Source organism: Subtercola endophyticus, from assembly GCF_021044565.1.
Classification (GTDB): Bacteria; Actinomycetota; Actinomycetes; order Actinomycetales; family Microbacteriaceae; genus Subtercola; species Subtercola endophyticus.
Genome location: NZ_CP087997.1, coordinates 2,926,568 through 2,952,333 on the forward strand (window position 1 = coordinate 2,926,568; position 25,766 = coordinate 2,952,333).

Sequence of the window (25,766 nt, forward strand, 5' to 3'; positions counted from 1 at the left end):
AAGAAGATCGAATACTCGTCGAGTGTCACAGTGTAAGCCTAAGTGTTTGTCGTCTGTGGAGGAACGTCGCTGTGAGTATTGGAATCACAGCGTTTGGGAATCACCGAGCCCCGGCGAATCGCCCAGCGCAGTGGTGTGGCGCTCCGCGATATCGGCCACAGCCGCGACCAGCCGGGGGTCTTCACCGCGAGCGAGGCCCGCGTATTCCAGGCTCAACGATCCGTCGGTGTTCTCAGAGGCCTTGACCCACACGCGTCGACGGGGAATGAACAAGGAGATCAGCAGGCCCGCGAGGCCCGACGCCGCGAACAGCAGCACCCAGCCCTGGGTCGGATCGTGGTGAATGTCGAGCGAGGCGTACCGCTGAACGGCATCGAAGCTGATGGTGCCCATTCCGTTCGGCAGCGCCTGGCTGTCGCCCGGCTTGAGTTCGATCGAGTCGACTCCCGTCGTGCCACCGGTCAGCTGCGTCATCTTGTCGGTGTCGAGCGAGTACACCGAGGTCGGCACTCCGCCGTTCAAGCCGAGGTCGCCGTCGTAGACGTTGAGCGTCAGAACCGGGTAGTCGTCGTCGGGGTACGTGGAGTAGAACGCCCCCGTCGTCGAGGTGGCCTGGGTGGGGTAGAAGAACCCGATCATGCCGATCTGTGTGGCCAGGCCATCCGGAATCTTGACGACACCGATACTGGTGAGGTTCGCGTCTTGCGGCAAGAACGGCACCGAATCGGTGAAAACGACCTTGCCGGTCGGGTCTTTCACCGTGATCGTGGGCGCGTATCCGTTGCCCAAGAGATAGACGTCGGTGCCGCCGATGCTCAGCGGCGAGTTGACCTTGATGTCGGACTGCTGAGCGGCCCCGCCGCGCTCTTGCGTGGTCACGTCGGCGTTGTAGTCGGTGGGCTGGCCGAACGCGCCGTCGGCCTTCGTCTCATACGTGGCCGTGAACTGATCGAGCTTGATCGTGTACGGGTCGAGCGCGGTCTCGTTGAAAAATCGGCCCGGGTTGAACGAGTCGTAGGCGCTCAACGTATTGACGAACGTCTGGCCTCCCGCAACCACCACCCGCTGCCCGCTGTAACCGAATCCGCCGCCGAGCCCGACGGTGATGAGGATGCCCACCAGAGCGGCGTGAAAAATGAGGTTGCCCGTTTCGCGCGCGTAGCCGCGCTCGGCCGACACCGACGCGGTCTCGAGTCCGTTCTTACCCGGAGCGCTGAACACGACGGCGCGGTAGCCCGACTTACGCAGGATCTTGCGGGCGGACTCGATCGCGGCGACCGCACCCACGGCCTCGCCCTCGGCGACCGGCTCGACCGTGCGCTTCTGAAACCCGGCGAGGCGCGAGAGCCGGGCGGGTGTGCGCGGCGGCTTCGCCCGCAGAGCGTCGAAGTGGTGCTTGGCCCGAGGAACGACACAGCCCACCAGCGAGATGAACAACAAGAGGTAGATGGCCGAGAACCAGACCGATGTGTAGACGTCGAATGCCTGCACCTTGTCGAGAATGGGAGCGAGCGTGGGGTTGTCGACGAAGTACTGGGTGACGCCGTTCGGGTCGGCGGCACGCTGCGGAACCAGCGAGCCGGGCACCGCAGCGAGCGCGAGCAGCAACAGCAGGAACAGCGCGGTGCGCATGCTGGTGAGCTGCCGCCAGAACCAGCGGATCCAGCCGACGAAGCCGAGCTTGGGCTGAACGATCGTGCCGTCGTCGTCGGGGGCGGGCGCCTGTGGCGCCGGCGAATCGAAATGATCAGATGGCCGGGACAAAACCGGTGATCACCGCCTGCAGTTGGTAGGTCCAGATGGTCCAGAGGCCGCTCACCATCAGAATGCCGATGACGACCAGGCCCGCACCCCCCAGAATGTTGATGGCTCGAATATGCCGCTTCAGGAATTTGACGGTGTGCGTCATCCAGTTGAGCCCGAGGGCGACTAAGAGAAACGGAATTCCGAGACCGAGGCAGTAGAAGAGGCCGAGCAAAGCGCCGCTCGCCGCCGAACCGCCGGTGAGGCTGAGGGCCTGGATCGCGCCGAGCGTCGGTCCGATGCACGGGGTCCAGCCCAGGCCGAAGACGATGCCGAGGATGGGCGCACCGGCGAGGCCGGTGGCGGGGCGCCACGACGGCTTGAAGGTGCGCTGCATGAAGCTGAACTGCCCGATGAACACCAGCCCGAGCAGAATCACGACGACGCCGAGCACGCGGGTGATGACGTCGCCCCAGACGAGAAGCCAGACGCCGAGCGCGCCGAAGAGAGCGGATGCCGAGACGAACACCAGCGAGAACCCGAGCACGAACAGGCTGATGCCGAGCAGAACGCGGCGGCGATTGCGTGCCGCGCTCGGATCGCTCAAGCCCCCGACGTAGGCCAGATAGCCCGGCACCAGAGGCAGAACGCAGGGAGAAGCGAACGAGACCAAGCCGGCCAGCATCGCGATGGGAATCGCCACGATGAGCTGGCCGTTCAGAACCGCATTGGCGAACGGATTGACCACGCGGTCAGCTCTTCTCAGCGACAGCGTCGCCGATCAGCGTGTCGAGAATGTCGGGAGCGGTCGCCTGGCCCAGGATGCGCGCGGCGACCCGGCCCTTCTTGTCGATGACGAGCGTGGTGGGCACCGCATCCGGAGCCACCTGCCCGCTCAGTGCCAGCTGCACGGCGCCGTTGGTGTCGATGACGGAGTTGTACGTGATGCCGAACGAGGTGTCGAACGCCACGGCGGTGGCCGGCTGGTCACGCACGTTCACACCGAGAAAAGTCGCGCCGTTGCCGGTGTACTTGGCGTTCAGCTTCTGCAGCGCCGGTGCCTCGGCTCGGCACGGGGCGCACCCGGCGTACCAGAAGTTCAGCACCAGCACCTGGCCGAGGTACTTGCTGGAATCGACGGCGGAGCCGTCTTGCGTGGTGCCCGTGAAGTTCACCACGGCACCACGGTTCTCTGCGGCGATCTCGGTCACCGTGCCGTCACCGGCGATGTACTGCTTGTTGTCGCCGTTACGGTACTGGTCTGCAAGAGGATCGCTCGAGCATCCGGCGAGTACGCCCAACGCCAGAGCGGCAGCCGTCACCGCAAGAAGGGTACGTCGAAGCTTCACGTCAGACCGCTCCATCGTCGACGGCCTCGGCCAAGAGGTCTGCGGCCGGGTCTTCGTAGCCGACCTCGACGAACAGCCCGCCGATTCGTTCGAAGGTGGTGATACTCGAAAGATTGCACCGTCGCTTGCGCGGATCGTGCCAGAGGTGCTCGCCGGCCACCTTGAGGTGTGTCGCCCAGATGGGCAGCTGGTGGCTGACCATGATCACGTCGTCGCCTTCGACCGAATCGAAGGCATCGTTCATGGCCGCGAGCATGCGTGTGGTGACGCTGGTGTAGGCCTCGCCCCAGCTCGGCTTGAACGGATTGGCGACCCACGACCAGTTCTTCGGGTTGCGCAGCGCTTTGTTGCGCATCTGTGGGCTCATGCCCTCGAACTTGTTGGTCGGCTCGATGATGCGCGGCTCGGTCTGGATCGGCAGGTCGAACGCCACCTGCTGAGGAGCGGCCGATTCTTGGGCACGCTGCAGAGGCGACGCGAAGAGCGCCGAAACCGGGCGATCGCGAGCCACGAGTTCGTCTGCAGCGGACTGCGCGATCTGCCGGCCGAGGTCGGAGAGGCCGAATCCGGGCAGGCGGCCGTACAGAACGTGCTCGGGATTGAAGACCTCGCCGTGACGCACGAGATGAAGTTGGCTGGCTACCACGCCACATAGTTTACGGAGCGTAGAAGTCACGAAGCTGCTCAGCACCTGAACGCTGCATAAGTAATGAAGCAGAGCTACACAATCACCGCAATAAAAAGCGATTGTGCTGAATGGTTGTCGCGGCAAAAATAGACGATGAAAGGACTTCTCATGGCACTCATCATCTTCCTCAGCATTTTCGGGCTCATCGCCCTCGTAGGCATTGTCGCGGCAATCATCCAGACCGCGACCGACGGCTACGGCCGCGTTGCGAACCGCGCCTACTTCCGTCGTCTGCCGTAAGGGCCGGGCGTAGGAGTCGCTTCCCGTCGGGCTCTTCGGCACGACCGCGTAGACTAGCTCCCCGTGACTGAACGTGTACTCATCAAAGATCTCGCTGCTCTCAACGACGGCCCCGTAAGCGTTTCGGGCTGGGTCGAGACCGTTCGAGACCAGAAGAAGGTGCAGTTCGTCGTTCTGCGCGACGAGAGCGGTGCGGTTCAGCTCGTCAACCCGCGCAACTCCGACGCCGACGGCGTGGTCATCGCCGACGAGCCCGCCACCACGATCTCGGCTCTCACTCAAGGGTCGTTCGTCAGCGTCACCGGCCAGCTGAAGCACGACGAGCGAGTCAAGCTCGGCGGCATCGAGGTCAAGCTCGACTCGCTCACCGTTGCCACGCTGGCGAACCCCGAGACGCCGATCGCACCCGACAGCGGCATCGACAAGCGCATGGACTGGCGTTTTCTCGACCTGCGCGTTCCGCGCAACGCGCTCATCTTCCGCATTCAGACGACGCTCGAGCACGCCTTTCGCACGTATTGGATCGAGCACGACTTCGTCGAGATCCACACCCCCAAGCTCATGGCCAGCCCGTCGGAGTCGAACGCCGAGCTGTTCAAGCTCGACTACTTCGACACCACCGCATACCTCGCGCAGAGCCCGCAGTTCTTCAAGCAGATGGCGCAGTCTGCCGGCTTCGGCAAGATCTTCGACATCGGCCCGGTGTTCCGCGCCGACCCGTCGTTCACCTCGCGGCATGCCACCGAGTACACGGGCGTCGACGCCGAGATCAGCTGGATCGACAGCCACGAAGACGTCATGCGTATGCAAGAAGAGTTGCTCGTCGCCGGTTTCACCGCGGTTGCGGCCAAACACGGCGCCGAGATCAAAGAGCTCTTCGACGTCGACGTGGTGGTGCCGAGCATTCCGTTCCCGCGCATTCCGCTGCTCGAGGCAAAAGAGATCGTTGCAGCGCGCGGACACGTGGTCGACCGCAACGACGACGACATGGACCCCGAGGGCGAGCGGCAGATCGCCGCGTATGCGTACGAGACGTTCGGTCACGAGTTCGTTTTTCTCACGGACTACCCTGCGAGCATCCGGCCGTTCTACCACATGCGCAATGACGAGAACCCGGGCCTCACCAAGAGCTACGATCTCATCTACCGCGGCACCGAGATCACGACCGGGGCGCAGCGCGAGCACCGCGTCGACGTTCTCGAGGCGCAGGCTGTCGAGAAGGGCCTCGAGCCCGAACAACTCGACTACTACTTCGACTTCTTTCGTTACGGCGTGCCGCCGCACGGCGGTTTCGGAATGGGCCTCGCCCGTGTGCTGATGCTCATGCTGCACCAGGGCAACCTGCGCGAGGTCACGTACCTCTTTCGCGGCCCGACCCGCCTGCAGCCCTAGCGCAGGAGCCCGCGCGCCGACGCGGGGGAGAGTTCGCTCAGTCAACGACGGTCCAATCGGTCGCAGCGATGACGACGGTGGAGAGATAGCGCAGGCCCACCGTCGATGCGGCCAGTTTCATCACGTCGCGTAATGCCCGCAGCTCTTCGCGCCGCTCCTCACCGACCAGCCCTCGCCCGCCCGCCGCTACGACACTCGGATGCTCGACAACCGCCAGCGCGAACGCGCTGCCACCCCGGTAGAGCACCTCGTGCAGCACCCGCGGAACGACAGACGGAATGCTCTCACCGGTGCCGTCACCTTCACCGTGCGCGAGTGCGACCACCACTCGCACCCGCAGCTCGTCGTCGGCCACCACGACGTAGGTCGACGGCGACGCTGACGGCAGCGACGGGGGCGGAGACGGCGTACGCATCGCGACGAACGCACGCACCACGTCGACGAGGTCGCCGGGCTGCTCGATCTGCCGGCCCGGAAGCGGGTCGTAGGCGCGGCGCCAGAGCTCCGACACCGCGACCACCCGCCCTGCGGTCGCGATGCCGACGCCCATGAGCGCACGCAACTCGCGCACCGTCATCACCATCAGCTCATGCACCCCGCCAGCCTGGGCGAGCAGGGATGCGGCGCTGTCGAGCACGTTCACGCCCGGCAGGCCGGTGCCGAGTACCAACGCCACAAGCTCGGCATCACTCAGCCCCGCGGGGCCGAGGCGCTGCAGCTTTTCGCGCGGACGGTCACCGGGCGGGGCGGCCCAGAGTGATTCGCGAGTCGATTTCATGGCCAAACGCTACCGAGCGGGCATCCGCCGCCCTGGGCCTCAGCTCAGATCTGTGCACAACTCCCGCGCGAAGCAAGCCTCTGGAGAACCACAGATGCGGAGAACCTCCGATGCGGAGAAACTCAGATGCGGAATTACTCAGATGCGGAAAGACTCCGATGTCGAGTGACTCAGACCTCGTAGTCGATGGCCGCACGCACCGCGACCAGCGGCTTGATGCCCGAGCTCACGCGCACGTGATCGGGGTGCACCTGGTAGGTGTCGAGTGCCGCATGATCGGCGAACTCCGAGACGAGCACCACGTCGGCGTTGCCCGGCGTCACGTTGACGTCGATGCCCATGCTGAGCGACTGGATCTCGGGAATCAGCGGGATCAGCGACTCGAGCTGTGCCGCGATCCAGGCCGCCTGCTCGGCGCGCTGCTCGGCCGATTCGGCGGCCAGTTTGAACGTGACGATGTGGCGGATCATGAAACCCCTAACAAGGCGGTGGTGAGACGAGCCGGGTCGACCCGCCAGAAGGTGTGCACTTTGCCGTTGATCATGATCACCGGAATGTCTTCGACGTGCTCGTCGAAGAGCGCCGGATCGTCGAGAATCGAGAGTTCGCTCATGACGATCTCGGGCGCATCGGCCCGCGATTCGACGGCGGCGACCACGGCCTTGATCACGTCGCGGGCGTCGTCGCAGAGATGGCAGCCAGGCTTGCCGATGAGGGTGAGTTCAGCGCGGGGCACCCGTCAAGCCTACGCGGCGCTGCGGCGAGATAGCATCGACGAGTACCCAGATGACGACCGCGAGCGCCTCGTCACCAGCACTGCACAGCGGAACGGCAGAAAAGCAGAAGGGGAACCGATGACGCGCGACGTCGACACGAACCACGGAAACGCCGCCGAGCCCCCGGTCATCGCCTTCTTCGACATCGACAACACTCTGATTCGCGGCGCCACCGTGTATCTCGTGGGCATGGGCGCCTGGCGTCTCAAACTGCTGAAGCTGTCTGACGTGCTCTCGTTCACCTGGCAGCAGGCGCGGTTCATCGCTGTCGGCGAGAACATGCGGCACACCGAGAAGGCCAAGGGCCGCACCCTGCAGATGCTCGCCGGTCACACCGAGGCCGAACTGCGTGAGCTCGGCGAAGAGGTCTACCAACGCCAGATCGAGGCCCGGCTGTGGCCCGAGGTCGTCGAGCGCGCCGAGAAGCATCTGCGTGACGGCCACGAGGTCTGGCTGCTCTCGGCGACCGCAGAGATCGTGGCAGAGGTGATCGCCGAACGGCTCGGCTTCACCGGCGCATGCGCGACCCGGTTCGAGACGGTCGACGGCGTGTTCACGGGGCGTCTCGACGGGCCGATGGTGCACGCAGAAGAGAAGGCCGACGCTGCCGCCCGGCTCGCCAACTCCAGCGGTGCACGCCTCGAAGACTGCTGGGCGTACTCCGACTCGAGCAACGACCTGCCGCTCTTGAGCGCGGTCGGGCATCCGGTCGCCGTGAACGCCGACGCAGCGCTACTGCGAGAAGCGACGACCCGAGGATGGCCGGTGTTGCGCCTGAAATGGCGGCGACACGCAAAAAGCGCCAGACCTCACGGTCTGACGCCCGAAGCAGAACCGAACCTCGAAGCAGATGCCCCCAGCACACCACGCGGTGCGAAGGGATGACAGATGCTTCGAAAGCGGTGCTCTACTTCTTGTTGCGACGCTGGTGACGCGTCTTACGCAGCAGCTTGCGGTGCTTCTTTTTGGCCATGCGCTTACGACGCTTTTTGATGACGGAACCCACTGATACCTCACAAGATTTGGGTTGGGCTACGCAGAACACGCGGCCGAGAAGGAAAAATTGCCTCGGAGCAGTCTAGCGCACCACGGCGTGTCTGCTGGCGTCAGCCCGCCAGCCGACGCCTGGTGGGGCCGGCGGATGCCCGGTCAGGCCTGCGACGCGGTCTCGCCGTGCTGGCTGGCCGGCGTTTCGATGGCGCTCTGCACCGCCGTCTCGGGCACGCGGAACGAACGCCCGAAGCGAATGGCCGGCAGATCACCCGAGTGCACCATGCGGTAGACCGTCATCTTGGACACCCGCATCATGTCGGCCACCTCGGCGACCGTCAGAAAACGAACATCCGACAAGTCGTTCGGCATGGCTTCCTGTCTCGCGGTCGGCGGCTTGGTGTTACCTGTGTGATAACTGGTAACTCTAGGGGTAGGTGTGAGTCGCTGTAAAGCGAATTCAGTCGCTGCCTCGAGCGATGGTGGGAAAACGCCGCGCAGCCCCCCCGAACAGGGCGCGGGCACGTTCCGCGGCGGCTGCGGCGCGCTGGCCGGCCACCTCGCCGACCTTCGCGGCCGAAGACTTGGCCGACGTCACGGCAGCCTCGGCTTTCGACACCAGCTCGTCGAGTTCGTCTTCGAAATCGAGGCCGTCTTCGTCGAGGCCTTCGTCGAAGTCGGCGCTCAGAAACGGAATGAGCCAGTCTTCGACCTCTTCGAGCGGAGCCGCGTCGAGCGCGTAGTAGCGGTGCTGGCCCACCTCACGAACGGTGACGAGGCCGGAGTCGCGCAGCACTTTGAGGTGCTTCGAGACGGTCGGCTGACTCAGCTCGAGCAGCGCCACCAGCTCTGACACGCTGACCTCGCCGAGGGGCGCGCTCGCGCCCTCCGCACCTTCTGCTGCTGCAGCGTCGTCGATGTCTGACGCGACATACCGTTCCAGAAGCAGCGAGAGCACGTGGCGCCGCGTGGGGTCAGCTATCACAGAGAAAATGTCGGCCATGGCTACAGGGTAGTTGCTCTCGGCGTGTTGTGGCATCTGCGTGCGCGGTGCCAAGCTGGAGCCTGTACACGACAGGGCAGGGGTGCGCATGCCGGAGGGCCAGCGGATGCCCGACCCTCGTCGTGCGGTGAAGGGGCCCCGGTATAGCGGCCCCCGGGCATCCACTCGCGTTCGCGATGCCGTCGACTCGTTCTCGGGCCGGTCGCCGGCCCGATTCGCCACGCTCATCTTTCTCTTCTTGATCGCGCTGTTCACCTTCTTGTTCACGCTGCCGATCTCGAGCAGCAGCGGTAGAGGCACGGGATTCGCCGATTCACTCTTCACCGCTGTTTCGGTGATCTGCGTGACCGGGCTCTCGACCGTCGACATGGCCACGCACTGGTCGCTCTTCGGAGAGGTGCTCATCTATATCGGAGTGCAGATCGGCGCCCTCGGGGTTCTCACGGTCGCCTCGCTGCTCGGCCTGGTCATTTCGCGGCGGCTCGGGCTGCGCTCACGGTTGCTGGCGGCGGGCGAAGCCGATCCGTCGCGAAACGTCTCGGGCGGGCGGGCGGCGGTGCGCCTCGGCGACGTCGGCGGCCTGCTGGCCACGGTCGCGGTCAGCGCCCTCGTCATCGAGTTCGTGCTGGCTGTACTGATTTTTCCGCGGATGCTCGTGGCGGGCATCCCCCCGGTGCAGGCCGCGCTGCAGAGCTTCTACTACTCGGCGATGGCGTTCACCAACACGGGGTTCACTCCCAACGCGGAGGGGCTCACGCCGTTCGCAACGGACTACTACTTTCTGGGCATCCTGATGCTGGGAGTGTTTCTGGGCAGCATCGGATTCCCCGTGATCTACGCATTCTCACGGGCCATACGAACGCGCGGGCGGCAGCGCTGGTCGCTGCACGTGAAGCTCACTGTGATCACCTCGCTGATTCTGCTGGGCGGCGGCGCGCTGGTCTACTTCGGGCTCGAGTTCTCGAACCCGGGCACGTTCGGACCGCTCGGGTTCGGCGACAAGCTGTTCCAGTCGCTGTTCTTGTCGACGATGACCCGGTCGGGCGGGTTCGCCACGATCGACATCGATCACCTGAACGGGTCGAGCATGCTCGTCACCGACATGCTGATGTTCATCGGCGGAGGCTCGGCCTCTACCGCCGGCGGCATCAAGGTGACGACGATCGCCGTGCTGTTTCTGGCGGCGGTCGCCGAGGCGCGCGGCAACGATCCCATTCAAGCGTTCCGCCGGCGTATTCCGGTCGACATTCTGCGCTTGGCGGTCAGCGTGGTGCTGTGGGGTGCGACCACGGTGGCGGTCGCGACCATCGTCATTCTGCAGATCACCGGCGCTTCGCTCGACGATGTGCTCTTCGATGTGATCTCGGCGTTCGGCACCTCGGGGCTCTCGACCGGACTCACCGCCCGACTGCCCGACGCGGGCATCTACATCATGGCCGGCGTCATGTTCATGGGTCGCATTGGTACAGTGACGTTCGCGGCGGCCCTGGCCTCGCGGCAGAGCCGGCAGCTGTACCTGAACCCCGAAGAGAGGCCGATCGTTGGCTAGGCAGTCCCCGTCACATCCTCGTCGCGTACCGGTCGACGCGCCCGTGCTCGTCATCGGGCTCGGCCGATTCGGTTCGGCGGCCGCCTCGAAGCTCGAACAGCTCGGCCGCGAGGTGCTCGTCATCGACACCGACCCGCTGCTGGTGCAGAAGTGGGCCGACAAGGTGACGCACGCGGTACAAGCGGATGCCCGTGACCTCGATGCTCTCAAACAGATCGGCGGGCGCGATTTCTCGGTGGCGATCGTCGCCGTCGGGGCTTCGCTCGAGGGCAGCGTGGTCATCACAGCGAACCTGGTCGACCTCGGCATTCCGCAGATCTGGGCGAAGGCCATGTCGCCCTCGCACGGCACGATTCTCGAACGCATCGGTGCCAATCACGTGATCTACGCCGAGGCGGAGGCGGGCGACCGGCTGGCCCACCTGGTGTCGGGGCAAGTGCTCGACTTCATCGAGTTCGACGATGAGCTCTCGGTCGCGAAGCTGCGGCCTCCGCTCGTGGCGCAGGGAGCCGAGATTCAGACGCTCGGGCTGCGGCGTAAGTACGGCGTCACGATCGTGGGGGTGCGGTCGCCCGCCGCGCCCTTCGTCTACGCCAGTTCAGACACGGTTGTAGGGCCGGAAGACTTCATCGTGGTGGCGGGTACCGCCGCAGACGTCGACGCGTTTGCGCGCTTGGCTCGCTAGCCGGCAGCGAGTTCGCGAGCTCGGGCCAGTGCCGCGTCAGTGGCCTCGATGAAGAGGTCGTCGAGGTGGGCATCCTGCAGCACAGAGAGCGCGCGCTCGGTGGTGCCCTTCGGGCTGGTGACCTGGATGCGCAGTTGTTCGGGCGTGGAACCCGACTGGCGCAGGAGCTCGGTTGCACCAATAAAGGTGCCGTTCACGAGCAGAGCCGCCTGCTCAGCGGAGAAGCCTTTCTCCACAGCCGCGGCCGTCAGCATTTCTATCAACAGAAACACGTATGCGGGCCCTGAGCCAGAGATGGTGCTGAGAGCATCGAGCTGTGATTCTTCTACCTCCAGCACCTCCCCCACCGTCGAGAACAAGCGCTTCACTACGTCGAGCTGTGCGGCCGTCGAGCGCGTGCCCGCGCTCACCCCCGTGACGGCGCGGCCCACGCTCGCCGGCGTGTTCGGCATCGAGCGGATGACCGCCACCTCGCTGGGCAGATGCTGCTCGAACGTGGCCACGGTGACTCCGGCCGCGACGCTGACGATCACCGCGCCCGGCTTCAGCGCTGGAGCGATTTCGTCGAGCAGATCGGCCACCATGTAGGGCTTGACCGCGACGAGCACAATATCGGCGCCCTCAACTGCGTCGAGGTTGGCCTTCGGGTTGTCGTCGGTGATGAGGGATTTCACCCGGTTGTCTTCAGGAAGCCGTGCGGCGCTTGCGGCGGTGCGGTTGGTCACGCGGATGGGCCCGTCGACATTCACATTCGGAGCGAGCAGTCCGCTCAGAATCGCGCGACCCATCGACCCGATTCCGAGAATGGAGACGGCGGGAAGCGAAACGTTCGAAGACTCGGTCATGCGACCATCCTAGGATTGAGTTGATCACTCATCGACTCTCAGCAACCACGAAAGAACAGGTCTCTCACGTGAGCACATCGGGCGGCAGCAGAGCGATTCTGGCGGCACTCGGCGCAAACGTCGGCATCGCCATCATCAAGTTCGCCGCGTTCCTCATCTCGGGTTCATCGTCGATGCTCGCAGAGAGCGTGCACTCGCTGGCTGATTCGGGCAACCAGGTGCTGCTGCTGCTGGGCGGCCGCAAGTCCCGCAAAGAGGCTGACATCGAGCATCCGTTCGGGTATGGGCGCGAGCGGTACGTCTACGCGTTCGTGGTCTCGATCATCCTGTTCTCCGTCGGCGGTGTGTTCTCGCTCTACGAAGGAGTCGAGAAGATCACGCACCCGCACCCCCTCGAGGCTCCGTGGGTTCCGATCGTCGTGCTCGTTGCGGCCATGGTTCTCGAAGGGTTCTCGCTGCGCACCGCTATGAAAGAGAGCAACCACACCCGTGGAAAGCAGAGCTGGGTGCAGTTCGTTCGGCGGGCGAAGGCTCCGGAATTGCCCGTCGTGCTGCTCGAAGACGTGGCGGCCCTCACCGGTCTGGCGTTCGCTTTTGTCGGAATTCTGCTCACGATCATCACCGACAACAGCGTCTTCGACGGCATCGGCACGCTGGCGATCGGCACCCTGCTGGTCGCCGTCGCCGTTGTTCTCGGCATCGAGACCAAGAGCCTCCTGGTCGGCGAGGGCGCGAGCGTCGTCGACGTGGCGGCGATCTACGACGCCATCGACTCCGGCCACGACGTCGAGCGCGTGATCCACATGAAGACGCTCTACCTCGGCCCCGACGAGCTGATGGTGGCGGCGAAGATCGCACTGCCGGCCACGGCCCGACTCGACGACGTCGCGAAAACCATCAATGCGGTCGAAGCGCGAATTCGTGAGGCCGTTCCCATTGCGCGGGTCATCTACATCGAACCCGATGTCTATGTCGAGCAGACCAACCCTGCCACGCCGACCGAGGCGATCGTCATCAAGGCGTCGGACTAGTCGAGTTCGTCGGGCCTGGCGGTGTCGCCGCCGCGGAAGAAGTCCGTGAGCAGCGCGGCGCATTCGTCAGCCCTGACTCCCGCGAACACCTCGACCCGGTGGTTCAGCCTGCGATCGCGCAGCACGTCGTAGACCGACCCTGCCGCCCCGGCCTTCTCGTCCCATGCCCCGAACACAACCGTCTCGACCCGTGCCGCGAGAATCGCGCCGGCGCACATCACGCACGGCTCGAGGGTGACGACTAGGGTGGTGCCGGGCAATTGCCACGTGCCCGCTTCGCGGGCGGCCGCGCGCAAGGCGACGATCTCGGCGTGGGCGGTGGGGTCTGAGTCTTGTTCCCGTTCGTTGCGGCCTACCGCGAGAACGTCTCCCGAGGCATCGAGCAGCAGTGCGCCGACGGGTACATCGCCGGAACGCGAGGCCCCGGCAGCCGCGGCGAGGGCAGCGAGCATCCAATGGTCGTGTTGGGCGGAGGCCGGGAAAACCGCGTCGTGCACCTCGCGCCTCCCTCTCTCTTCCTGAAACCTCGACGCCCGTTACTGTCAAGCACCGCCCGGCCCTGCGTTGAGCGACCCTCGAACGGTAGGTTTACTTTATGCGAGTACACGTTGCCGACCACCCGCTCATCACGCACAAACTCACTGTGCTGCGAGACAAGAACACCCCGTCGGCGACCTTCCGCGCCTTGACCGAAGAGCTCGTCACGCTGCTGGCCTACGAAGCGACGCGGAATGTGCGCGTCAACGAGGTCACGATCCAGACTCCGGTCGCCCAAACCACCGGCGTCGCGCTGAGTGAGCCCCGCCCGCTCGTGGTGCCGATTCTGCGCGCCGGGCTCGGCATGCTCGAGGGCATGGTCAAACTCGTTCCCACGGCCGAGGTCGGGTTTCTCGGCATGGTGCGAAACGAAGAGACGCTGAAGCCGTCGACCTACGCCGAGCGGCTGCCCGACGATCTCTCCGATCGGCAGTGCTTCGTGCTCGATCCGATGCTCGCCACGGGCGGGTCGTTGGGGGCCGCCATCGAGTTCCTGTTCGACCGCGGTGCGATCGATGTCACGGCGATCTGTCTGCTCGGCGCTCCCGAAGGCGTCGCGGCGCTCGAAAAGCGCACCGAGGGGCGCGACGTCACGCTGGTGCTCGGAGCTTTGGATGAACGGCTCAACGAGCAGGGATACATCGTGCCGGGCCTCGGCGACGCCGGTGACCGCCTGTACGGTCTCGCGTAGCTGACACTCGTTCTGGTGTCTTCGCAAACTTTAATGCTGCTAATCGCGCAAAATATTTGACGCGCACGCCGGTTTTTTGCTTTACTCGAAGTTATGTATGACAACGTGCCTTCCACTGCTGCCGCTTCGGCCTTTGGGAACGCCGGCATGATGATGCCCGGCGCCGTTGCCATGCCCTGTCGAATGTGTCGCTGACGAGAAACGTCTTCACCAAAGACATCCCCTCGCTGAGTTCGGCCGCAGCGCTCTCGCGTCTCTGACGCACCTGCCGGTCGAACTCCCGAAAGACCCACATCCCGGTCTCTCGCACCCGGGCCCGTCGTCGCTGATGGGTCTAGCCACTCGACATCTCTGCACAGAACGCTCCGTCACTCATTGACGGCTGTGCGCATCATCGCCAAAGGACTTCTCCCGTGTCAATCGCCCAGCTCAAGACCCCGCTCGCCACTTCGTACACCGCTCCTGCCGTCGCTTCGCGAGCCGCACACCCCGCCGCCGCTACCGGTGCGGCAGCCGCATCGGCACCTGTCGCTGGCGGAGCCGCCCCGCACATCCGCGCCGTTCCCGCCGGCACCGAGGCTCGCGGCTTCGTGCTCTACGTGGGAATCGACGAAGAGAAAGCCGAGCACGACGGCACCGAGCTCGGTTCGATCGTCGCCCAGATCAAGGCCCTCGTCGCCCAGCTCGCGCCGAGTTCAGAGACCTACGCCGCCGTGGCGTTGGCTCCCCGCGGCTCAGGCGGACGCGACGTCGACGTCGTCCGCCTCGCCCTGCAAGACCCCGCCGCTCTCGCCAAGCACCGCCAGACCCCCGAACCCGCCGACCGCGCACACGATGGCGTCGTCATCGACCTCTCGCGCAAGCGCGTACTGCTCGACAACGAGTCGGCGAACCTCACCTACAAGGAGTTCGAACTGCTGCAGTACCTCGTTCTTCGCGAGGGCCGCACCATCGAGCGCGCCGAGCTGATCTCGGCGCTCTGGAGCTCGGGCGACGACGACATCCCCAACGAGCGCACCATCGACGTGCACGTTCGCCGTCTGCGCTCCAAGCTCGGCAGCTACGAAGACATCGTGCGCACCGTTCGCGGCGTCGGCTACCGCTTCGACCGCCACGCCGACGTCTCGGTGCGCCAGACCAGCACACCTTCGCCCGACCTGTTCTGAATTGAATTGGCGCGCCGCCGCCTCTGCGGCGCGCAGTGCGACTGGATGCCCGTTCCCCAGTATTGGCCGCTACCACCATTGAACGCGACGAGCGTCGTCGCCGCGTTCAATCGACCACGCTTTGGCGCGCCGCCGCCCCGTGGACAGCGTGAGGGCGGTAGAGCTCTAATAAGGCCGTTATAGCTGCCGCTATTGCGTCGTAACGACCTCCTAAGCGTCCGAGCCGGTCGCGCGCGAGCCGGTCGTGCGCCGCAGAGGCGGCGGCGCACGAATCAAAACGCGGCGGCGCACAAATCAAAAGCGGAACAGACAAGGCCCGGTCGTAGAGGCTAACGACCGGGCCTTTCCCTTGCACCAAGAGTGTCCTGCAATCACATTCCGCGCTTCGCTGCCACAGCAAACAACTAACGCTCTTGAACTATATAACGGTTGCGTAACGACGAGCAAGTTATGCAATCGTTATTTTCCTAAGGATTTGCCTAGAGTCCTTCCCGCGTCACGTCACTCGCCACGGCTCGCTGAACGAGCGGGGGGTGTCCTAGGTGCGCGGCACCCAGGATGCCGCACCCTTCCTCGCCGGTATGGAAGCGGGCAGTGTTGATGGTGGGCCGGACGGGCCTCCATGAGGGAAGGTTCGAAGATGCTTGAGAAGGCTGATGTTGAGACGTGGGTTGCCGGCTATCTCACGGCGTGGACGACGTGCGCACCGGCGGACATCGCCGCGCTGTTCACCGTCGATGCCGAGCAGCACGAACGGCCCTATGAGACCGACTGGATCGGCTGCGAGGCGATCATCGCCGGCTGGCAGTTTCGCGCAAAATGGCAAGAGGGTGGATGGACGTTCACCTGGGAGCTGCTGAAGATCGCCGGCGACACCTTCGTACTCAGCGGCACCGGCGTCTACACGGAGCTGGGAACGTTCGACAACCTCTGGGTCGTCACCCTCGATGACGACGGAAAATGCACCTCGTTCCAGATGTGGAACAACGAAATCTAAGCCCCAGCCCCGCGTGTCTCCGTCACGTGCAGCGTCCCGAGCAGGGCCAGGGCGCCCGCGCTTGCGCTGCCGGGCGCGGGAGTGCCGACGAGCAGTTGCTGGCCGGGCGCGTCCCGCACGTCGAACGTTTGATAAGTGAGTTCGATGCGCCCGACGTGCGGATGCACGAAGACCTTGTACGCCCGTGCCAGACCGCCGACCGTCTGGTCGTCCCACAGTGCACGGAATTCTTCCACCTGGAGCATGTCTGTCACCAGCGAGGCGATCGCGGGATCGTGCGGATCAAAGCCTGCGTTCAGCCGGAGGGCGTGCACCGTCGCCCGCGTCACGGTCGCCCACTCCACGAATACCGATCTGGCTTCAGGGTGGAGGAACAGAACCCTCACCATGTTCAGCGGTGCCTCGTCATGAGGATCGTCGAACGGCGCTAGTAAAGCTGCAGCCACGGTGTTGGTCGCAAGGATGTCGAATGACGGCCCGAGCACGTACGCCGCGGCAGCCGGAAAGGAGTCCAGTAGCACGAGCAACGACGGGTCGACACGATCGCGGGAACGGCCGGCGCGCGGCTGGGGGTTCATGCCGGCGAGTCGATACAGATGGCCTCGTGCATCCGGGGTCAGCCGCAGCGCCCGGCCGATCGCATCCAGAACCTGGGAGGAGGGGCTGCGTTCCCGACCCTGCTCGAGGCGGGCGTAGTAGTCCGCACTGACTCCCGCCAGCACAGCGACTTCTTCGCGGCGAAGACCCGCGACCCGACGAGTTCCCCTGCCGCCCACAAGACCCGCCTCGTCAGGATCAAGCCCACGGCTCGCCCGCAGAAAATCACCGAGCACGTTGTCAGCGGAAGACCTGTTCATATGTCCGAGCGTAGTTGCGGTCGCCGTGACCAAAGATTCGCCTCCGAACGAATCAATTTCGTACCTTTGCCGAATCTGCCTTGACTTGAAGCGCTTTAAGTATCGGAGGCTTGGCACCATGACGTCACGAACAACAGAACGGGCCCCCGGCCGGTTCACCATCCAGGAGGTTTCACGACGTACTGGGGTGAGCGAGCCCACACTGCGGTACTACGAGAAGATCGGGCTCCTCGGGCCGATCGAACGCGACGAGAGCAGCCGGCACCGCCGCTACACCACACGAACCGTGGAGACGATCGAGTCGCTCGGCTGCTTGCGATCGGCGGGGATGCGTGTCGAAGACATGCGGCACTACCTCCGGCTCCTCGAACGCGGAGACGACGCAGCCGTCGAACAGCGCGAACTGTTCGCCACCCACGCCCACCGGCTTTCAGACGAGATAGCCGGCCTCCAACTGCGGCTCATTTACCTCCAACGCAAAGCCGACATGTGGGATGCCCGTGATCGCGGAGACGCGGATGCGGAGTTTCAGGCAACCCGTGACGTCATCCAAGCAGCAGAACAGATCTCAACCCAAGCAAAAGGAACACCATGAACACCCCCTCCACCACCAGCCAGACCAGCCAGACCAGCCAGACCAGCCAGACCACGGTGCTCGTCACCGGAGGCACCGGCTACGTCGGCGGCCACACCATCGCGCGTCTGCTGCGCGACGGCTACACAGTCCGCACCACCGTGCGCGCCAAAGATCGCGAAGGCGAGGTGCTCGCTACGCTTGCTGGATCCGGCATCGATTCCGAGGGCCGGCTGCAGTTCACAGTCGCAGACCTAGCGTCTGACAGCGGCTGGGCCGATGCGGCGCACGGTGTCGACTACGTGCTCCACGTCGCATCCCCGTTCCCGCCCTCCATCCCGGAGAACGACGACGAGATCATCGTTCCTGCACGCGACGGGGCCCTCCGCGTCTTGGCAGCAGCCCGGGACGCCGGGGTGAAGAGAGTTGTCATGACCTCCTCGTTCGCCGCGATCGGTTACAGCCGCAAGCCCAGCGCCGACTACACCGAAGCCGACTGGACCAATCCCGACGACGACAACACCGCCTACATCAAATCCAAGACCATCGCCGAGCGCGCAGCCTGGGACTTCATCGAAGCCAAAGGCGGAGCCCTCGAACTGACCGTCATCAACCCCACCGGCATCTTCGGTCCGCTGCTCAACGACCACCTCTCCACATCCATCGGTCTTGTGAAGGCGATGCTCGACGGGCTCATGCCCGCCGTGCCGCGCATGTACTTCGGTGTCGTCGACGTGCGCGACGTCGCCGACATCCACGTCCTCGCCATGACCAACCCGGCCGCAGCAGGACAACGATTCATCGCCACTAGCGACGAATCCAGCAGCTTCTTCGGGCTCGCGCAACTGCTCGCCCAACACCTCGGAGACGCGGGTGCGAAGCTCCCCACCCTCGAACTCACCGACGACCAAGTCCGTGAGGCGGCGAAAACGAACCCGGGGCTGAAAGAGGCCGCAGGGCAACTCGGCCAGAACCCCGTCATCAGCAACCAGAAGGCCAAGACCGTGCTCGGCTGGCAGCCGCGGTCAGCAGACGACACGATCATCGATACTGCTGACAGTCTCACAGAGCGAGGTCTGATCTCCGAGTAGCTCTGTGCGCGACACGTCAACCCCGTGCATCCATTTAACAAAGCCTCGGGGATCCAAGCCCGTCTCTAAACACACAACTAATGATCTATGCTCATCTATGTGAAGATCGGCGTGTATGTTGATGGCTTCAATCTCTACTACGGAGGTCGTGGCATCTGTGGTCGATCTACTGCAGGGTGGCGATGGCTCGACATTCGAGGCCTCGTTGTCGATCTGATCAAGACGCATTCTCAGTGGGCTGACGCTGAGATCGAAGACGTCGTTTTCTGCACCGCTCGAGTCAGTGGCTCAAGTAATCCGAAAGGCCAGCGGGAGCAGGATGTTTATCTCAGGGCGCTCCAGCACGCGGGGTCGGCCAGCGTCATCAGCTTCGGGAATTACGTCGCTCGCGTCGCAACCGCGCCGTTGGCAATTGCCGGCCGCAACGGCAAACCGGTGATCTCGAATCCTCGGTGGCCACTGATGGTACAAGACGGCTCAGAAAACGACGTGCCAGGTGCGCGATTCATGGCCTCAGTCGCCCGGCGGGAAGAAAAGGGCTCGGATGTCAACGTCGCGTCTCACCTTCTCATTGATGTTCTTTCCGGCGGCCTGGATGCGGCGGTCGTGATCTCGAACGACAGTGATCTAGCCTTTCCGATCTCCTTCGTGCGAGGCCGAGTTCCTGTCGGTCTCGTGAATCCGACAAAGGGGTACCGAGCTGGCAAGCTGGCTGCTAACTCTTCGGACGGGGTGGGCAACCACTGGTGGTACCAACTCCGGGCATCCGACTGGTACGAGCATCAGCTTGCGCCGGCTCTTGGCTCTCGCATCACGAAGCCAGCGGAGTGGTGATCACTGGTATTGTGGACCCACACCACCCGGCCCCTCAGGGGCCGGGTTTTTTCGTCCCTGAAGATCCCCCAGTTGCGCTCAGATCAGCCCCTCTTGCCCGAGGCTACGGAATCGGCGACACGTCAACCCCGGGCATCCATACGCCCGTATGGTCCTGGAGCGGCCTAATCTGTATGGGAGAGGTGCAGTGATGACGGAGAATGAGCGGGTCGCCGAGAAGACGATCGAAAGGGTGTCGCCGGTTTCGGCATGGGAGGCGCTGTTTCGCGCCCAGGTCACTGTCATGCGAAAGCTTGCCGAAGACTTTCCCTCGCATGTGATCTCGCTCACCGAGTACGACGTCATGTACACCCTGTCGATTCAAACCCATCGGCGCATGCGCATTCGCGACCTGAACAGCCGCACCCTGCTCACGCAGCCGAGCGTCTCGCGGCTCGTCGACCGCCTCACCGCTAAGGGCCTGTTGTCGAAGTCTGTCGACCCGTCTGACGGGCGCGGAACCATCGTCACCCTCACCGACCAGGGCTTCGAGGTGTACCGGGATGCCGCGCGGGTGCACGGCCGCTCCATCACCGGGCAGATGACCATGGCGCTCGACCCCGACGAACTCGCCCAGCTTCAGGCGCTCTGCGACAAGCTGCGCATCGGCGTCAGCGGCGGAAACGACGACTGCGTCATCGACCCCGACGCGTCAGACCCCGGTGCTGCGGCCGACGCGCCCGGGGCGCCGTGACACCGAGCACCGCAGGCTCGCCCACACTCGTCTGGTTTCGCGACGATCTGCGCGTGGCCGATCATCCGGCCCTGCACGCGGCGGTCGAGCGCGGCGAACGCATCGTATGCGTCTACGTCTTCGACGAAGTGAGCGAGGGCATCCGCCCGCTCGGCGACGCGTCGAAGTGGTGGTTGCACCACTCGCTCGTGGCGCTTGCGGGCGAACTGGATGCCCGGGGCCTCGCCCTCACGCTGCGCTCCGGCCCCGCGGCCGAGGTCGTCGCAGAACTTGCGGCAGCAACGAACGCCGGTGCCGTGTATTGGAATCGCCGCTACGGACTAGCCGAACGCCAGCTCGACACCGCACTCAAGGCCGAGCTGAAAGCCCAGGGCATCGAAGCACGCAGCTTTCAGGCGAACGTACTTTTCGAGCCGTGGACTCTGCAGACCGGCCAAGGCCAGCCCTACCGCGTCTTCACGCCGTTCTGGAAGGCCTGCCTCGGCGTTCCAGCGCCGCGCAAGCCGCTGCCGGCGCCCAGCGCCGAGACGGTGGCGAAGCTCGGAACGCCGGGCGGGCATCCGCACTCCGAGCGCCTCGACGACTGGCACCTGCTCCCCGAGCATCCTGACTGGGCCAGGGGCCTGCGTGACGCGTGGCAGCCGGGCGAGAAGGCCGCTCACGCCCAGCTGCGTGACTTCACGGCGCACAAGCTCGCCGAGTACCTGCACGACCGCGATCACCCCGCAGAAGACGCCACCTCGCGAATGTCGCCGCGGCTGCGCTGGGGCGAGATGAGCCCGTTCCAGCTATGGCACTCCGTCGATCATCAGGCGCCTGGCGCCGCAGGCTTTCTGCGTGAGCTCGGTTGGCGTGAGTTCGCCTATCACTTGCTCTACAACTTCCCCGAGATCACCCACGAGAACATGCGCCCGGCCTTCAACGCCATGCCGTGGCGAAAGCCCATCGACGACGAACTCGAGCGCTGGCAGCAGGGCCGCACGGGCATCCCGCTCGTCGACGCCGGCATGCGCGAGCTCTGGCAGACGGGCGTGATGCATAACCGCATCCGCATGGTCGCAGCGTCGTTTCTGGTGAAGAACCTGCTGCTCGACTGGCGCATCGGCGAGGCCTGGTTCTGGGACACACTGGTCGATGCCGACCCCGCGAGCAACGCGATGAACTGGCAGTGGGTGGCCGGGTCGGGCGTGGATGCCGCACCCTACTTTCGCGTCTTCAACCCCGAGTTGCAGCAGAAGAAGTTCGACCCCCGCGGCGAGTACGTGGCCCGGTTCGTGCCCGAGTACGCAACGAACGAGTACCCCGCCCCGATGGTGGACCTCGGCGAATCGCGCAAGCGCGCCCTCGCGGCCTACGACGTGATCCGCGGATCGTAGCCGAGTAGGTGGCCCTAGAGGGGCCAGGTGCGAGCGCCGCCGGGCATCCTGTTTTCTGGCGCAGTCGCCGGGAGGCGCACTAGATTGGGGTGATAACGGAAAGGGCAACTCATGGGCATCTTTTCACCAGGCTTCGTCGGCCGTCGGCGCGACGCGAACCCGCTGCTGCCGCCCGGGCAGTACGAGGTCTCGAACTTTCCGGTGCTGTCTGCCGGGCCGACACCGAAGATCAACCTCGACGACTGGGCGTTCTCGATCAGGGCCGGCAACGGCGACCTGAAAGCGTGGAACTGGCAGACGCTCATGGCGCAGCCCATCGAGCAGTTCACCGTCGACCTGCACTGCGTCACGCGCTGGTCGCAGTTCGGAATGGGCTGGCGCGGCGTCTCCCTCGACGTGCTGCTCGACGGTGTCGACACCTCGACGACTCCGTACGCGATGGCGGGCTGCTATGGCGGATACACGACCAACGTGCGCATGTCAGACCTGCTCGGCGGAAAAGCCTGGGTCGCCTTCGAGTTCGACGGCAAGCCGCTCGCCCCCGAGCACGGCGGCCCAGCGCGGCTGCTCATCCCGCACCTCTACCTCTGGAAGAGCGCCAAGTGGCTCAACAGCCTGACCCTGATGGATCACCACGAGCTCGGCTTCTGGGAGATGTACGGTTACAACGACATCGGCGATCCCTGGAAAGAAGAAAGATACAGTTGAGCAGGGTCGCTTAGTGGTCGACTGGCACATGGCGCGCGTCGCCGAGATTCACGAAGAGACCGCCACAGCGCGTTCGCTGCGACTGAAGATCGACGAGTGGCCCGGGCAGCTTTCGGGGCAGCACCTCGACATCCGCGTGACCGCACCCGATGGGTACCAGGCGTCGCGTGAGTACTCGATCGCCTCGGGGGCGTCGACAGATGGGGATGCCCTGGTCGAGGTCTCGGTCGAAGAACTGCCCGATGGCGAGCTCTCGCCGTACCTGGTGCGCGGAGTCGAGGTGGGCGACATGCTCGAGGTGCGAGGTCCCGTCGGCGGATACTTCGTGTGGCGACCGGAGCAACCCGAACCCGTGCAACTCATCGCCGGCGGGTCGGGCGTCGTGCCGCTGATGTCGATGTTGCGCACCCATGCTGCTGCCGGGCATCCGACGCCCATGCGGCTGCTCTACTCGGTGCGCGCGCCACAGTTCGTGTTCTACATGGACGAGTTCATGCAGCTTGCAGAGCAGTCGAACGACAGCGTCATGCTCGACTATGCCTACACTCGCGAGGCGCCCGAGGGCTGGGCTCGCTCGGTCGGCAGGCTCACCCGCGACGAGGTCATCAAACTGACCCTGCCGCCGGAGCAGAACCCGATCACCTACATCTGCGGCCCGAACAGTTTTGTCGAGAACATCGCGATGTGGATGGTCGACCTCGGCCACCCCGCCGAACGGGTGCGTACCGAGCGTTTCGGGGGCGCCTAGACCGTCAACTCAGGTGCTCGGCGAAGAAGGCGTCGATGCGCTGCCAGGCGTCAGCGGCCGCCTCGGGGTTGGGGCCGGCTCCGAGAATCACGGCGGTGAGCGGACGCATGGCCGCGGGGCCCGTCGGCGCATCGTTCAGAAACGAGTGGCCCGCCTTTGCGTACTGTTTGACGTTGTGCGGCACACCCTGACGTGACAGTTCGGCAGCCAGCTTCGCCGCCGCTCCCTGCTGCGTGAAGTCACGAGCGCCGTAGCTGGCGACGATCGGGCACGGGTCGGTGAGCACCTTCGCGAGATCGCGCGGCGGCGGCCCGTAGTTGACGCTGGCGGCGTCGAATCCGCGGCCCGAAGCCGCGACGAGGGCGAACGCACCGCCCATGCAGAAGCCGAGGATGCCGATCTTTCCGGTGCAGTCTTCGCGCGCGGCGAGATACGCCCGCGCCGCCTCGACGTCGACCCACGCGCGGCCCTCGCCGCTGGTGATCGCGGCGAATGTGGCACGAATGCAGTGCCGCACTCCGCCGTCGACGAAGAGGTCGGGCATCAGAACGAGAAAGCCGGCCGCGGCCATCCTGTCGACCTGCCTGCGCATCACGTCGGTCATGCCGAACGCCTCGAACACCATGACGACCGCCGGCCAGGGGCCTTCGCCCGCCGGCACAGCCAGCACACCATAGAGCCCCGGGCTCATGCCCGGCAGATCTGCGCCACTCAGGTCGACATCGGTGACGGTCACGCCGCGGTGGGGGGTGGATGCTCGTTCGGCGCTCATGGGTGCTCCCTCGGTTGGTGAAATCCTAGGCGGTCGCGCCGAGAGAAGCGTTGCCTGAACGAGTCGACCCGAGCAAGCCCAGCAGCGAAGCGCCTCAGGCCAGCGTCGCGATGTCGATCACGAAGCGGTAGCGCACATCCGAGGCGAGCACACGTTCGTAGGCCTCGTTGATCTGATCGGCCGAGATGATTTCGACCTCGGGCGCGATGCCGTGCTCGGCGCAGAAGTCGAGCATCTGCTGTGTCTCCGCGATGCTGCCGATGCTCGACCCGGCGAACGAACGGCGGTTGCCGAACAGGCGAAAGACGGCGACCGGCAGCGCCTCGGGCGGCGCGCCGACGCTGACCAGCGTGCCATCCAGTCTCAGCAATCCGAGGTAGGCGTTGATGTCGATGACCGCGCTCACCGTGTTGATGATCAGATCGAAGCTGTTACGCAGGTCTTTGAGGGTCGCCGGGTCGCTCGTGGCGTAGTAGTGGTCGGCGCCGAGGCGCAGCCCGTCGTCTTTTTTGCTCAGCGACTGCGAGAGAACCGTCACCTCGGCCCCCATCGCATGGGCGATCTTCACGGCCATGTGCCCGAGGCCGCCCATGCCGACAACGGCGACGCGCTTGCCGGGCCCAGCGTTCCAGTGCGCGAGCGGCGAATACGTGGTGATACCAGCGCAGAGCAGCGGCGCAGCGGCCTCATACGGGATGCTCTGCGGCACCTTCAGCACGAAGTCTTCGACGACCACGATGTGGGTCGAGTACCCGCCCTGGGTGATGCTGCCGTCGCGGTCGACCGAAGCGTAGGTTCCCGTGTTGCCGTTGAGGCAGTAGTTCTCGGCACCGGCGAGGCAGTTCTCGCACTCACGGCACGAGTTGACCATGCAGCCGACGCCGACACGGTCGCCCACGGCGTGCAGGGTCACGGCGCTTCCGACCTCAGTAACGGTGCCCACGATCTCGTGCCCGACGGTGAGCGGGTAGACCATGTCGCCCCATTCACCCCGCACGGTGTGAATGTCGGAGTGACAGATGCCTGCGTAGGCGATCTCGATGAGCACGTCGTTCGGGCCGACAGGGCGTCGCTCGATGGTGGTCTTGACGAGCGGTTCGGTGGCAGAAACAGCGGCATAAGCGGCGACGGTAGACACAGGTCTCCTCGGGAAGAAAGTCGGGTGGCGGTGAATCCAGTCTTTCATCCCGAAGCCGGCTCGGGCGCCGCGTCGGGGGTACTGATAGACCCTGCCGAGGTCGGAGTTGACCGCCCACCCACCGGCGAACCAGCGAAACTGATCGTGCCTCGAAGTCGAAGCCCACGTTCTCGGCGTCGGCCGCGTAGCGCACGAGGGCAGGCACGGCGCCGCACGGCACGACACGGCACGGCGCCGCACGGCACGACACGGCACGGCGCTGCACGGGGCACCGCACCCACGCTGCACGATAGCGGGCGGCCCCGGCTCCGCAGCTGAACCCTGCCTGCCGCTGCGGGCACCGAGGCCGCCCGTGTTCACCCGCCGAGCAGAACCCGTGGCCAGGGGCAATTGGGACCCGAGCCCACCGAGCCTGAGAGAAGCTGGAGCACCCGAATGCCCTGCAGCACCTCATTCTCAACGAAGTGTACTGAGC

31 protein-coding genes are annotated in these 25,766 nt (G+C 65.0%); 16 read left to right on the forward strand and 15 right to left on the reverse strand.

The window, feature by feature from the left end; genetic code table 11:
• Positions 1–84: 84 nt before the first annotated feature.
• The 4 genes from resB to LQ955_RS13525 are packed head-to-tail and all read right to left on the reverse strand — an operon-like array spanning position 85 to position 3,738.
• Positions 85–1,764, reverse strand: coding sequence for a cytochrome c biogenesis protein ResB (gene resB / locus LQ955_RS13510; RefSeq protein ID WP_231025027.1), 1,680 nt, complete (start codon positions 1,762–1,764; stop codon positions 85–87).
• Positions 1,748–2,491, reverse strand: a complete 744-nt coding sequence (locus LQ955_RS13515; protein ID WP_449342973.1) for a cytochrome c biogenesis CcdA family protein — start codon at positions 2,489–2,491, stop codon at positions 1,748–1,750. The genes resB and LQ955_RS13515 overlap by 17 nt, the downstream gene beginning before the upstream one ends.
• 4 nt (positions 2,492–2,495) lie before the next feature.
• Positions 2,496–3,092 carry a TlpA family protein disulfide reductase gene (locus tag LQ955_RS13520; protein WP_231025028.1) on the reverse strand — a complete coding sequence of 199 codons (597 nt, stop codon included), beginning with the start codon at positions 3,090–3,092 and terminating at the stop codon, positions 2,496–2,498.
• Between the two features lies 1 nt (position 3,093).
• Positions 3,094–3,738 carry a histidine phosphatase family protein gene (locus LQ955_RS13525; protein ID WP_231025029.1) on the reverse strand — a complete coding sequence of 215 codons (645 nt, stop codon included), beginning with the start codon at positions 3,736–3,738 and terminating at the stop codon, positions 3,094–3,096.
• A gap of 150 nt (positions 3,739–3,888) precedes the next feature.
• On the opposite strand from LQ955_RS13525, the gene LQ955_RS20035 reads away from it, so the two are divergent.
• Together LQ955_RS20035 and aspS are read left to right on the forward strand one after the other, a co-directional pair.
• Positions 3,889–4,020 carry a hypothetical protein gene (locus LQ955_RS20035; RefSeq protein WP_255713603.1) on the forward strand — a complete coding sequence of 44 codons (132 nt, stop codon included), beginning with the start codon at positions 3,889–3,891 and terminating at the stop codon, positions 4,018–4,020.
• A gap of 63 nt (positions 4,021–4,083) precedes the next feature.
• Positions 4,084–5,412, forward strand: coding sequence for an aspartate--tRNA(Asn) ligase (gene aspS / locus LQ955_RS13530; protein WP_231025030.1), 1,329 nt, complete (start codon positions 4,084–4,086; stop codon positions 5,410–5,412).
• A gap of 37 nt (positions 5,413–5,449) precedes the next feature.
• On the opposite strand, the gene LQ955_RS13535 is transcribed toward aspS, so the two are convergent.
• The 3 genes from LQ955_RS13535 to LQ955_RS13545 form a co-directional block, all read right to left on the reverse strand.
• Positions 5,450–6,190, reverse strand: coding sequence for a UPF0758 domain-containing protein (locus tag LQ955_RS13535; protein ID WP_231025031.1), 741 nt, complete (start codon positions 6,188–6,190; stop codon positions 5,450–5,452).
• Positions 6,191–6,360: 170 nt separating this feature from the next.
• Positions 6,361–6,660: a Dabb family protein gene (locus LQ955_RS13540; protein ID WP_231025032.1), complete on the reverse strand. Its 300-nt coding sequence runs from the start codon at positions 6,658–6,660 to the stop codon at positions 6,361–6,363.
• Positions 6,657–6,926, reverse strand: coding sequence for a glutaredoxin family protein (locus LQ955_RS13545; protein WP_231025033.1), 270 nt, complete (start codon positions 6,924–6,926; stop codon positions 6,657–6,659). The genes LQ955_RS13540 and LQ955_RS13545 overlap by 4 nt, the downstream gene beginning before the upstream one ends.
• 118 nt (positions 6,927–7,044) lie before the next feature.
• Here LQ955_RS13545 and LQ955_RS13550 point away from each other — a divergent pair, with 118 nt between their 5' ends.
• Positions 7,045–7,851 carry an HAD family hydrolase gene (locus LQ955_RS13550; protein WP_231025034.1) on the forward strand — a complete coding sequence of 269 codons (807 nt, stop codon included), beginning with the start codon at positions 7,045–7,047 and terminating at the stop codon, positions 7,849–7,851.
• A gap of 22 nt (positions 7,852–7,873) precedes the next feature.
• Here LQ955_RS13550 and LQ955_RS13555 read toward each other — a convergent pair whose 3' ends face one another.
• From LQ955_RS13555 to LQ955_RS13565, 3 genes are all read right to left on the reverse strand, one after another.
• Positions 7,874–7,972, reverse strand: a complete 99-nt coding sequence (locus LQ955_RS13555; RefSeq protein WP_003792170.1) for a 30S ribosomal protein bS22 — start codon at positions 7,970–7,972, stop codon at positions 7,874–7,876.
• A gap of 143 nt (positions 7,973–8,115) precedes the next feature.
• On the reverse strand, positions 8,116–8,328 hold the full coding sequence (locus LQ955_RS13560; protein WP_231025035.1) for a helix-turn-helix domain-containing protein: 213 nt from the start codon (positions 8,326–8,328) through the stop codon (positions 8,116–8,118).
• An 88-nt stretch (positions 8,329–8,416) separates the two neighbouring features.
• A complete protein-coding gene (locus tag LQ955_RS13565; RefSeq protein WP_231025036.1) occupies positions 8,417–8,959 on the reverse strand; it encodes an ArsR/SmtB family transcription factor in 543 nt (180 codons plus the stop codon).
• A gap of 106 nt (positions 8,960–9,065) precedes the next feature.
• Between LQ955_RS13565 and LQ955_RS13570 the strand changes: the two genes are divergently transcribed.
• Entirely contained in the window at positions 9,066–10,508 is a 1,443-nt protein-coding gene (locus LQ955_RS13570) for a TrkH family potassium uptake protein (protein ID WP_231028150.1), read from the forward strand.
• A complete protein-coding gene (locus LQ955_RS13575; protein ID WP_231025037.1) occupies positions 10,501–11,193 on the forward strand; it encodes a potassium channel family protein in 693 nt (230 codons plus the stop codon). Before LQ955_RS13570 ends, LQ955_RS13575 begins: the two co-directional genes overlap by 8 nt.
• On the opposite strand, the gene proC is transcribed toward LQ955_RS13575, so the two are convergent.
• The gene (proC, locus tag LQ955_RS13580; RefSeq protein ID WP_231025038.1) at positions 11,190–12,038 is read right to left on the reverse strand and encodes a pyrroline-5-carboxylate reductase; all 849 of its coding nucleotides are present in this window, start codon (positions 12,036–12,038) and stop codon (positions 11,190–11,192) included. The two genes, LQ955_RS13575 and proC, sit on opposite strands and share 4 nt — an antisense overlap.
• Positions 12,039–12,106: 68 nt before the next feature.
• Here proC and LQ955_RS13585 point away from each other — a divergent pair, with 68 nt between their 5' ends.
• Positions 12,107–13,069 carry a cation diffusion facilitator family transporter gene (locus LQ955_RS13585; protein ID WP_231025039.1) on the forward strand — a complete coding sequence of 321 codons (963 nt, stop codon included), beginning with the start codon at positions 12,107–12,109 and terminating at the stop codon, positions 13,067–13,069.
• Here the strand turns inward: LQ955_RS13585 and tadA are convergent.
• The gene (gene tadA, locus LQ955_RS13590; protein WP_255713605.1) at positions 13,066–13,566 is read right to left on the reverse strand and encodes a tRNA adenosine(34) deaminase TadA; all 501 of its coding nucleotides are present in this window, start codon (positions 13,564–13,566) and stop codon (positions 13,066–13,068) included. The genes LQ955_RS13585 and tadA overlap by 4 nt on opposite strands.
• Before the next feature lie 98 nt (positions 13,567–13,664).
• Here tadA and upp point away from each other — a divergent pair, with 98 nt between their 5' ends.
• The 3 genes from upp (at position 13,665) to LQ955_RS13605 (ending at position 16,460) form a co-directional block, all read left to right on the forward strand.
• The gene (upp, locus tag LQ955_RS13595) at positions 13,665–14,297 is read left to right on the forward strand and encodes a uracil phosphoribosyltransferase (RefSeq protein ID WP_231025040.1); all 633 of its coding nucleotides are present in this window, start codon (positions 13,665–13,667) and stop codon (positions 14,295–14,297) included.
• A 413-nt stretch (positions 14,298–14,710) separates the two neighbouring features.
• Positions 14,711–15,463 carry a winged helix-turn-helix domain-containing protein gene (locus LQ955_RS13600; RefSeq protein ID WP_231025041.1) on the forward strand — a complete coding sequence of 251 codons (753 nt, stop codon included), beginning with the start codon at positions 14,711–14,713 and terminating at the stop codon, positions 15,461–15,463.
• A 640-nt stretch (positions 15,464–16,103) separates the two neighbouring features.
• A complete protein-coding gene (locus LQ955_RS13605; RefSeq protein ID WP_231025042.1) occupies positions 16,104–16,460 on the forward strand; it encodes a nuclear transport factor 2 family protein in 357 nt (118 codons plus the stop codon).
• Here the strand turns inward: LQ955_RS13605 and LQ955_RS13610 are convergent.
• Entirely contained in the window at positions 16,457–17,317 is an 861-nt protein-coding gene (locus tag LQ955_RS13610; RefSeq protein ID WP_231025043.1) for a helix-turn-helix domain-containing protein, read from the reverse strand. The genes LQ955_RS13605 and LQ955_RS13610 overlap by 4 nt on opposite strands.
• Positions 17,318–17,435: 118 nt before the next feature.
• On the opposite strand from LQ955_RS13610, the gene LQ955_RS13615 reads away from it, so the two are divergent.
• The 7 genes from LQ955_RS13615 to LQ955_RS13645 all read left to right on the forward strand — a co-directional run bounded on the left by LQ955_RS13615 (position 17,436) and on the right by LQ955_RS13645 (position 23,381).
• Positions 17,436–17,912 (forward strand): MerR family transcriptional regulator, encoded by a 477-nt coding sequence (locus LQ955_RS13615; RefSeq protein WP_231025044.1) that lies wholly within the window; start codon positions 17,436–17,438, stop codon positions 17,910–17,912.
• Positions 17,909–18,982 (forward strand): SDR family oxidoreductase, encoded by a 1,074-nt coding sequence (locus LQ955_RS13620; protein ID WP_231025045.1) that lies wholly within the window; start codon positions 17,909–17,911, stop codon positions 18,980–18,982. Before LQ955_RS13615 ends, LQ955_RS13620 begins: the two co-directional genes overlap by 4 nt.
• Positions 18,983–19,069: 87 nt before the next feature.
• A complete protein-coding gene (locus tag LQ955_RS13625; protein WP_231025046.1) occupies positions 19,070–19,816 on the forward strand; it encodes a PIN domain-containing protein in 747 nt (248 codons plus the stop codon).
• Between the two features lie 190 nt (positions 19,817–20,006).
• Positions 20,007–20,549 carry a MarR family winged helix-turn-helix transcriptional regulator gene (locus LQ955_RS13630; RefSeq protein ID WP_231025047.1) on the forward strand — a complete coding sequence of 181 codons (543 nt, stop codon included), beginning with the start codon at positions 20,007–20,009 and terminating at the stop codon, positions 20,547–20,549.
• Complete coding sequence (locus LQ955_RS13635; RefSeq protein WP_231025048.1) at positions 20,546–21,925, forward strand: cryptochrome/photolyase family protein; 1,380 nt, start codon at positions 20,546–20,548, stop codon at positions 21,923–21,925. Before LQ955_RS13630 ends, LQ955_RS13635 begins: the two co-directional genes overlap by 4 nt.
• A gap of 111 nt (positions 21,926–22,036) precedes the next feature.
• Entirely contained in the window at positions 22,037–22,633 is a 597-nt protein-coding gene (locus tag LQ955_RS13640; protein ID WP_231025049.1) for a molybdopterin-dependent oxidoreductase, read from the forward strand.
• A 13-nt stretch (positions 22,634–22,646) separates the two neighbouring features.
• Positions 22,647–23,381, forward strand: a complete 735-nt coding sequence (locus LQ955_RS13645) for a ferredoxin reductase (RefSeq protein ID WP_231025050.1) — start codon at positions 22,647–22,649, stop codon at positions 23,379–23,381.
• Between the two features lie 4 nt (positions 23,382–23,385).
• On the opposite strand, the gene LQ955_RS13650 is transcribed toward LQ955_RS13645, so the two are convergent.
• Both LQ955_RS13650 and LQ955_RS13655 read right to left on the reverse strand, forming a co-directional pair.
• The gene (locus tag LQ955_RS13650) at positions 23,386–24,153 is read right to left on the reverse strand and encodes a dienelactone hydrolase family protein (RefSeq protein ID WP_231025051.1); all 768 of its coding nucleotides are present in this window, start codon (positions 24,151–24,153) and stop codon (positions 23,386–23,388) included.
• 94 nt (positions 24,154–24,247) lie between these two features.
• Complete coding sequence (locus tag LQ955_RS13655; RefSeq protein WP_231025052.1) at positions 24,248–25,291, reverse strand: NAD(P)-dependent alcohol dehydrogenase; 1,044 nt, start codon at positions 25,289–25,291, stop codon at positions 24,248–24,250.
• Positions 25,292–25,766: the final 475 nt, after the last annotated feature.

Excerpts from the sequence above, each read along its gene's own strand:
- LQ955_RS20035 (WP_255713603.1), top strand. The coding sequence starts at position 3,889 with ATGGCACTCATCATCTTCCTCAGCATTTTCGGGCTCATCGCCCTCGTA.
- LQ955_RS13535 (WP_231025031.1), bottom strand. The coding sequence starts at position 6,190 with ATGAAATCGACTCGCGAATCACTCTGGGCCGCCCCGCCCGGTGACCGT.
- LQ955_RS13540 (WP_231025032.1), bottom strand. The coding sequence starts at position 6,660 with ATGATCCGCCACATCGTCACGTTCAAACTGGCCGCCGAATCGGCCGAG.
- LQ955_RS13550 (WP_231025034.1), top strand. The coding sequence starts at position 7,045 with ATGACGCGCGACGTCGACACGAACCACGGAAACGCCGCCGAGCCCCCG.
- LQ955_RS13560 (WP_231025035.1), bottom strand. The coding sequence starts at position 8,328 with ATGCCGAACGACTTGTCGGATGTTCGTTTTCTGACGGTCGCCGAGGTG.
- LQ955_RS13565 (WP_231025036.1), bottom strand. The coding sequence starts at position 8,959 with ATGGCCGACATTTTCTCTGTGATAGCTGACCCCACGCGGCGCCACGTG.
- LQ955_RS13570 (WP_231028150.1), top strand. The coding sequence starts at position 9,066 with ATGCCCGACCCTCGTCGTGCGGTGAAGGGGCCCCGGTATAGCGGCCCC.
- proC (WP_231025038.1), bottom strand. The coding sequence starts at position 12,038 with ATGACCGAGTCTTCGAACGTTTCGCTTCCCGCCGTCTCCATTCTCGGA.
- upp (WP_231025040.1), top strand. The coding sequence starts at position 13,665 with ATGCGAGTACACGTTGCCGACCACCCGCTCATCACGCACAAACTCACT.
- LQ955_RS13605 (WP_231025042.1), top strand. The coding sequence starts at position 16,104 with ATGCTTGAGAAGGCTGATGTTGAGACGTGGGTTGCCGGCTATCTCACG.
- LQ955_RS13610 (WP_231025043.1), bottom strand. The coding sequence starts at position 17,317 with ATGAACAGGTCTTCCGCTGACAACGTGCTCGGTGATTTTCTGCGGGCG.
- LQ955_RS13615 (WP_231025044.1), top strand. The coding sequence starts at position 17,436 with ATGACGTCACGAACAACAGAACGGGCCCCCGGCCGGTTCACCATCCAG.
- LQ955_RS13620 (WP_231025045.1), top strand. The coding sequence starts at position 17,909 with ATGAACACCCCCTCCACCACCAGCCAGACCAGCCAGACCAGCCAGACC.
- LQ955_RS13625 (WP_231025046.1), top strand. The coding sequence starts at position 19,070 with ATGCTCATCTATGTGAAGATCGGCGTGTATGTTGATGGCTTCAATCTC.
- LQ955_RS13630 (WP_231025047.1), top strand. The coding sequence starts at position 20,007 with ATGACGGAGAATGAGCGGGTCGCCGAGAAGACGATCGAAAGGGTGTCG.
- LQ955_RS13640 (WP_231025049.1), top strand. The coding sequence starts at position 22,037 with ATGGGCATCTTTTCACCAGGCTTCGTCGGCCGTCGGCGCGACGCGAAC.
- LQ955_RS13650 (WP_231025051.1), bottom strand. The coding sequence starts at position 24,153 with ATGAGCGCCGAACGAGCATCCACCCCCCACCGCGGCGTGACCGTCACC.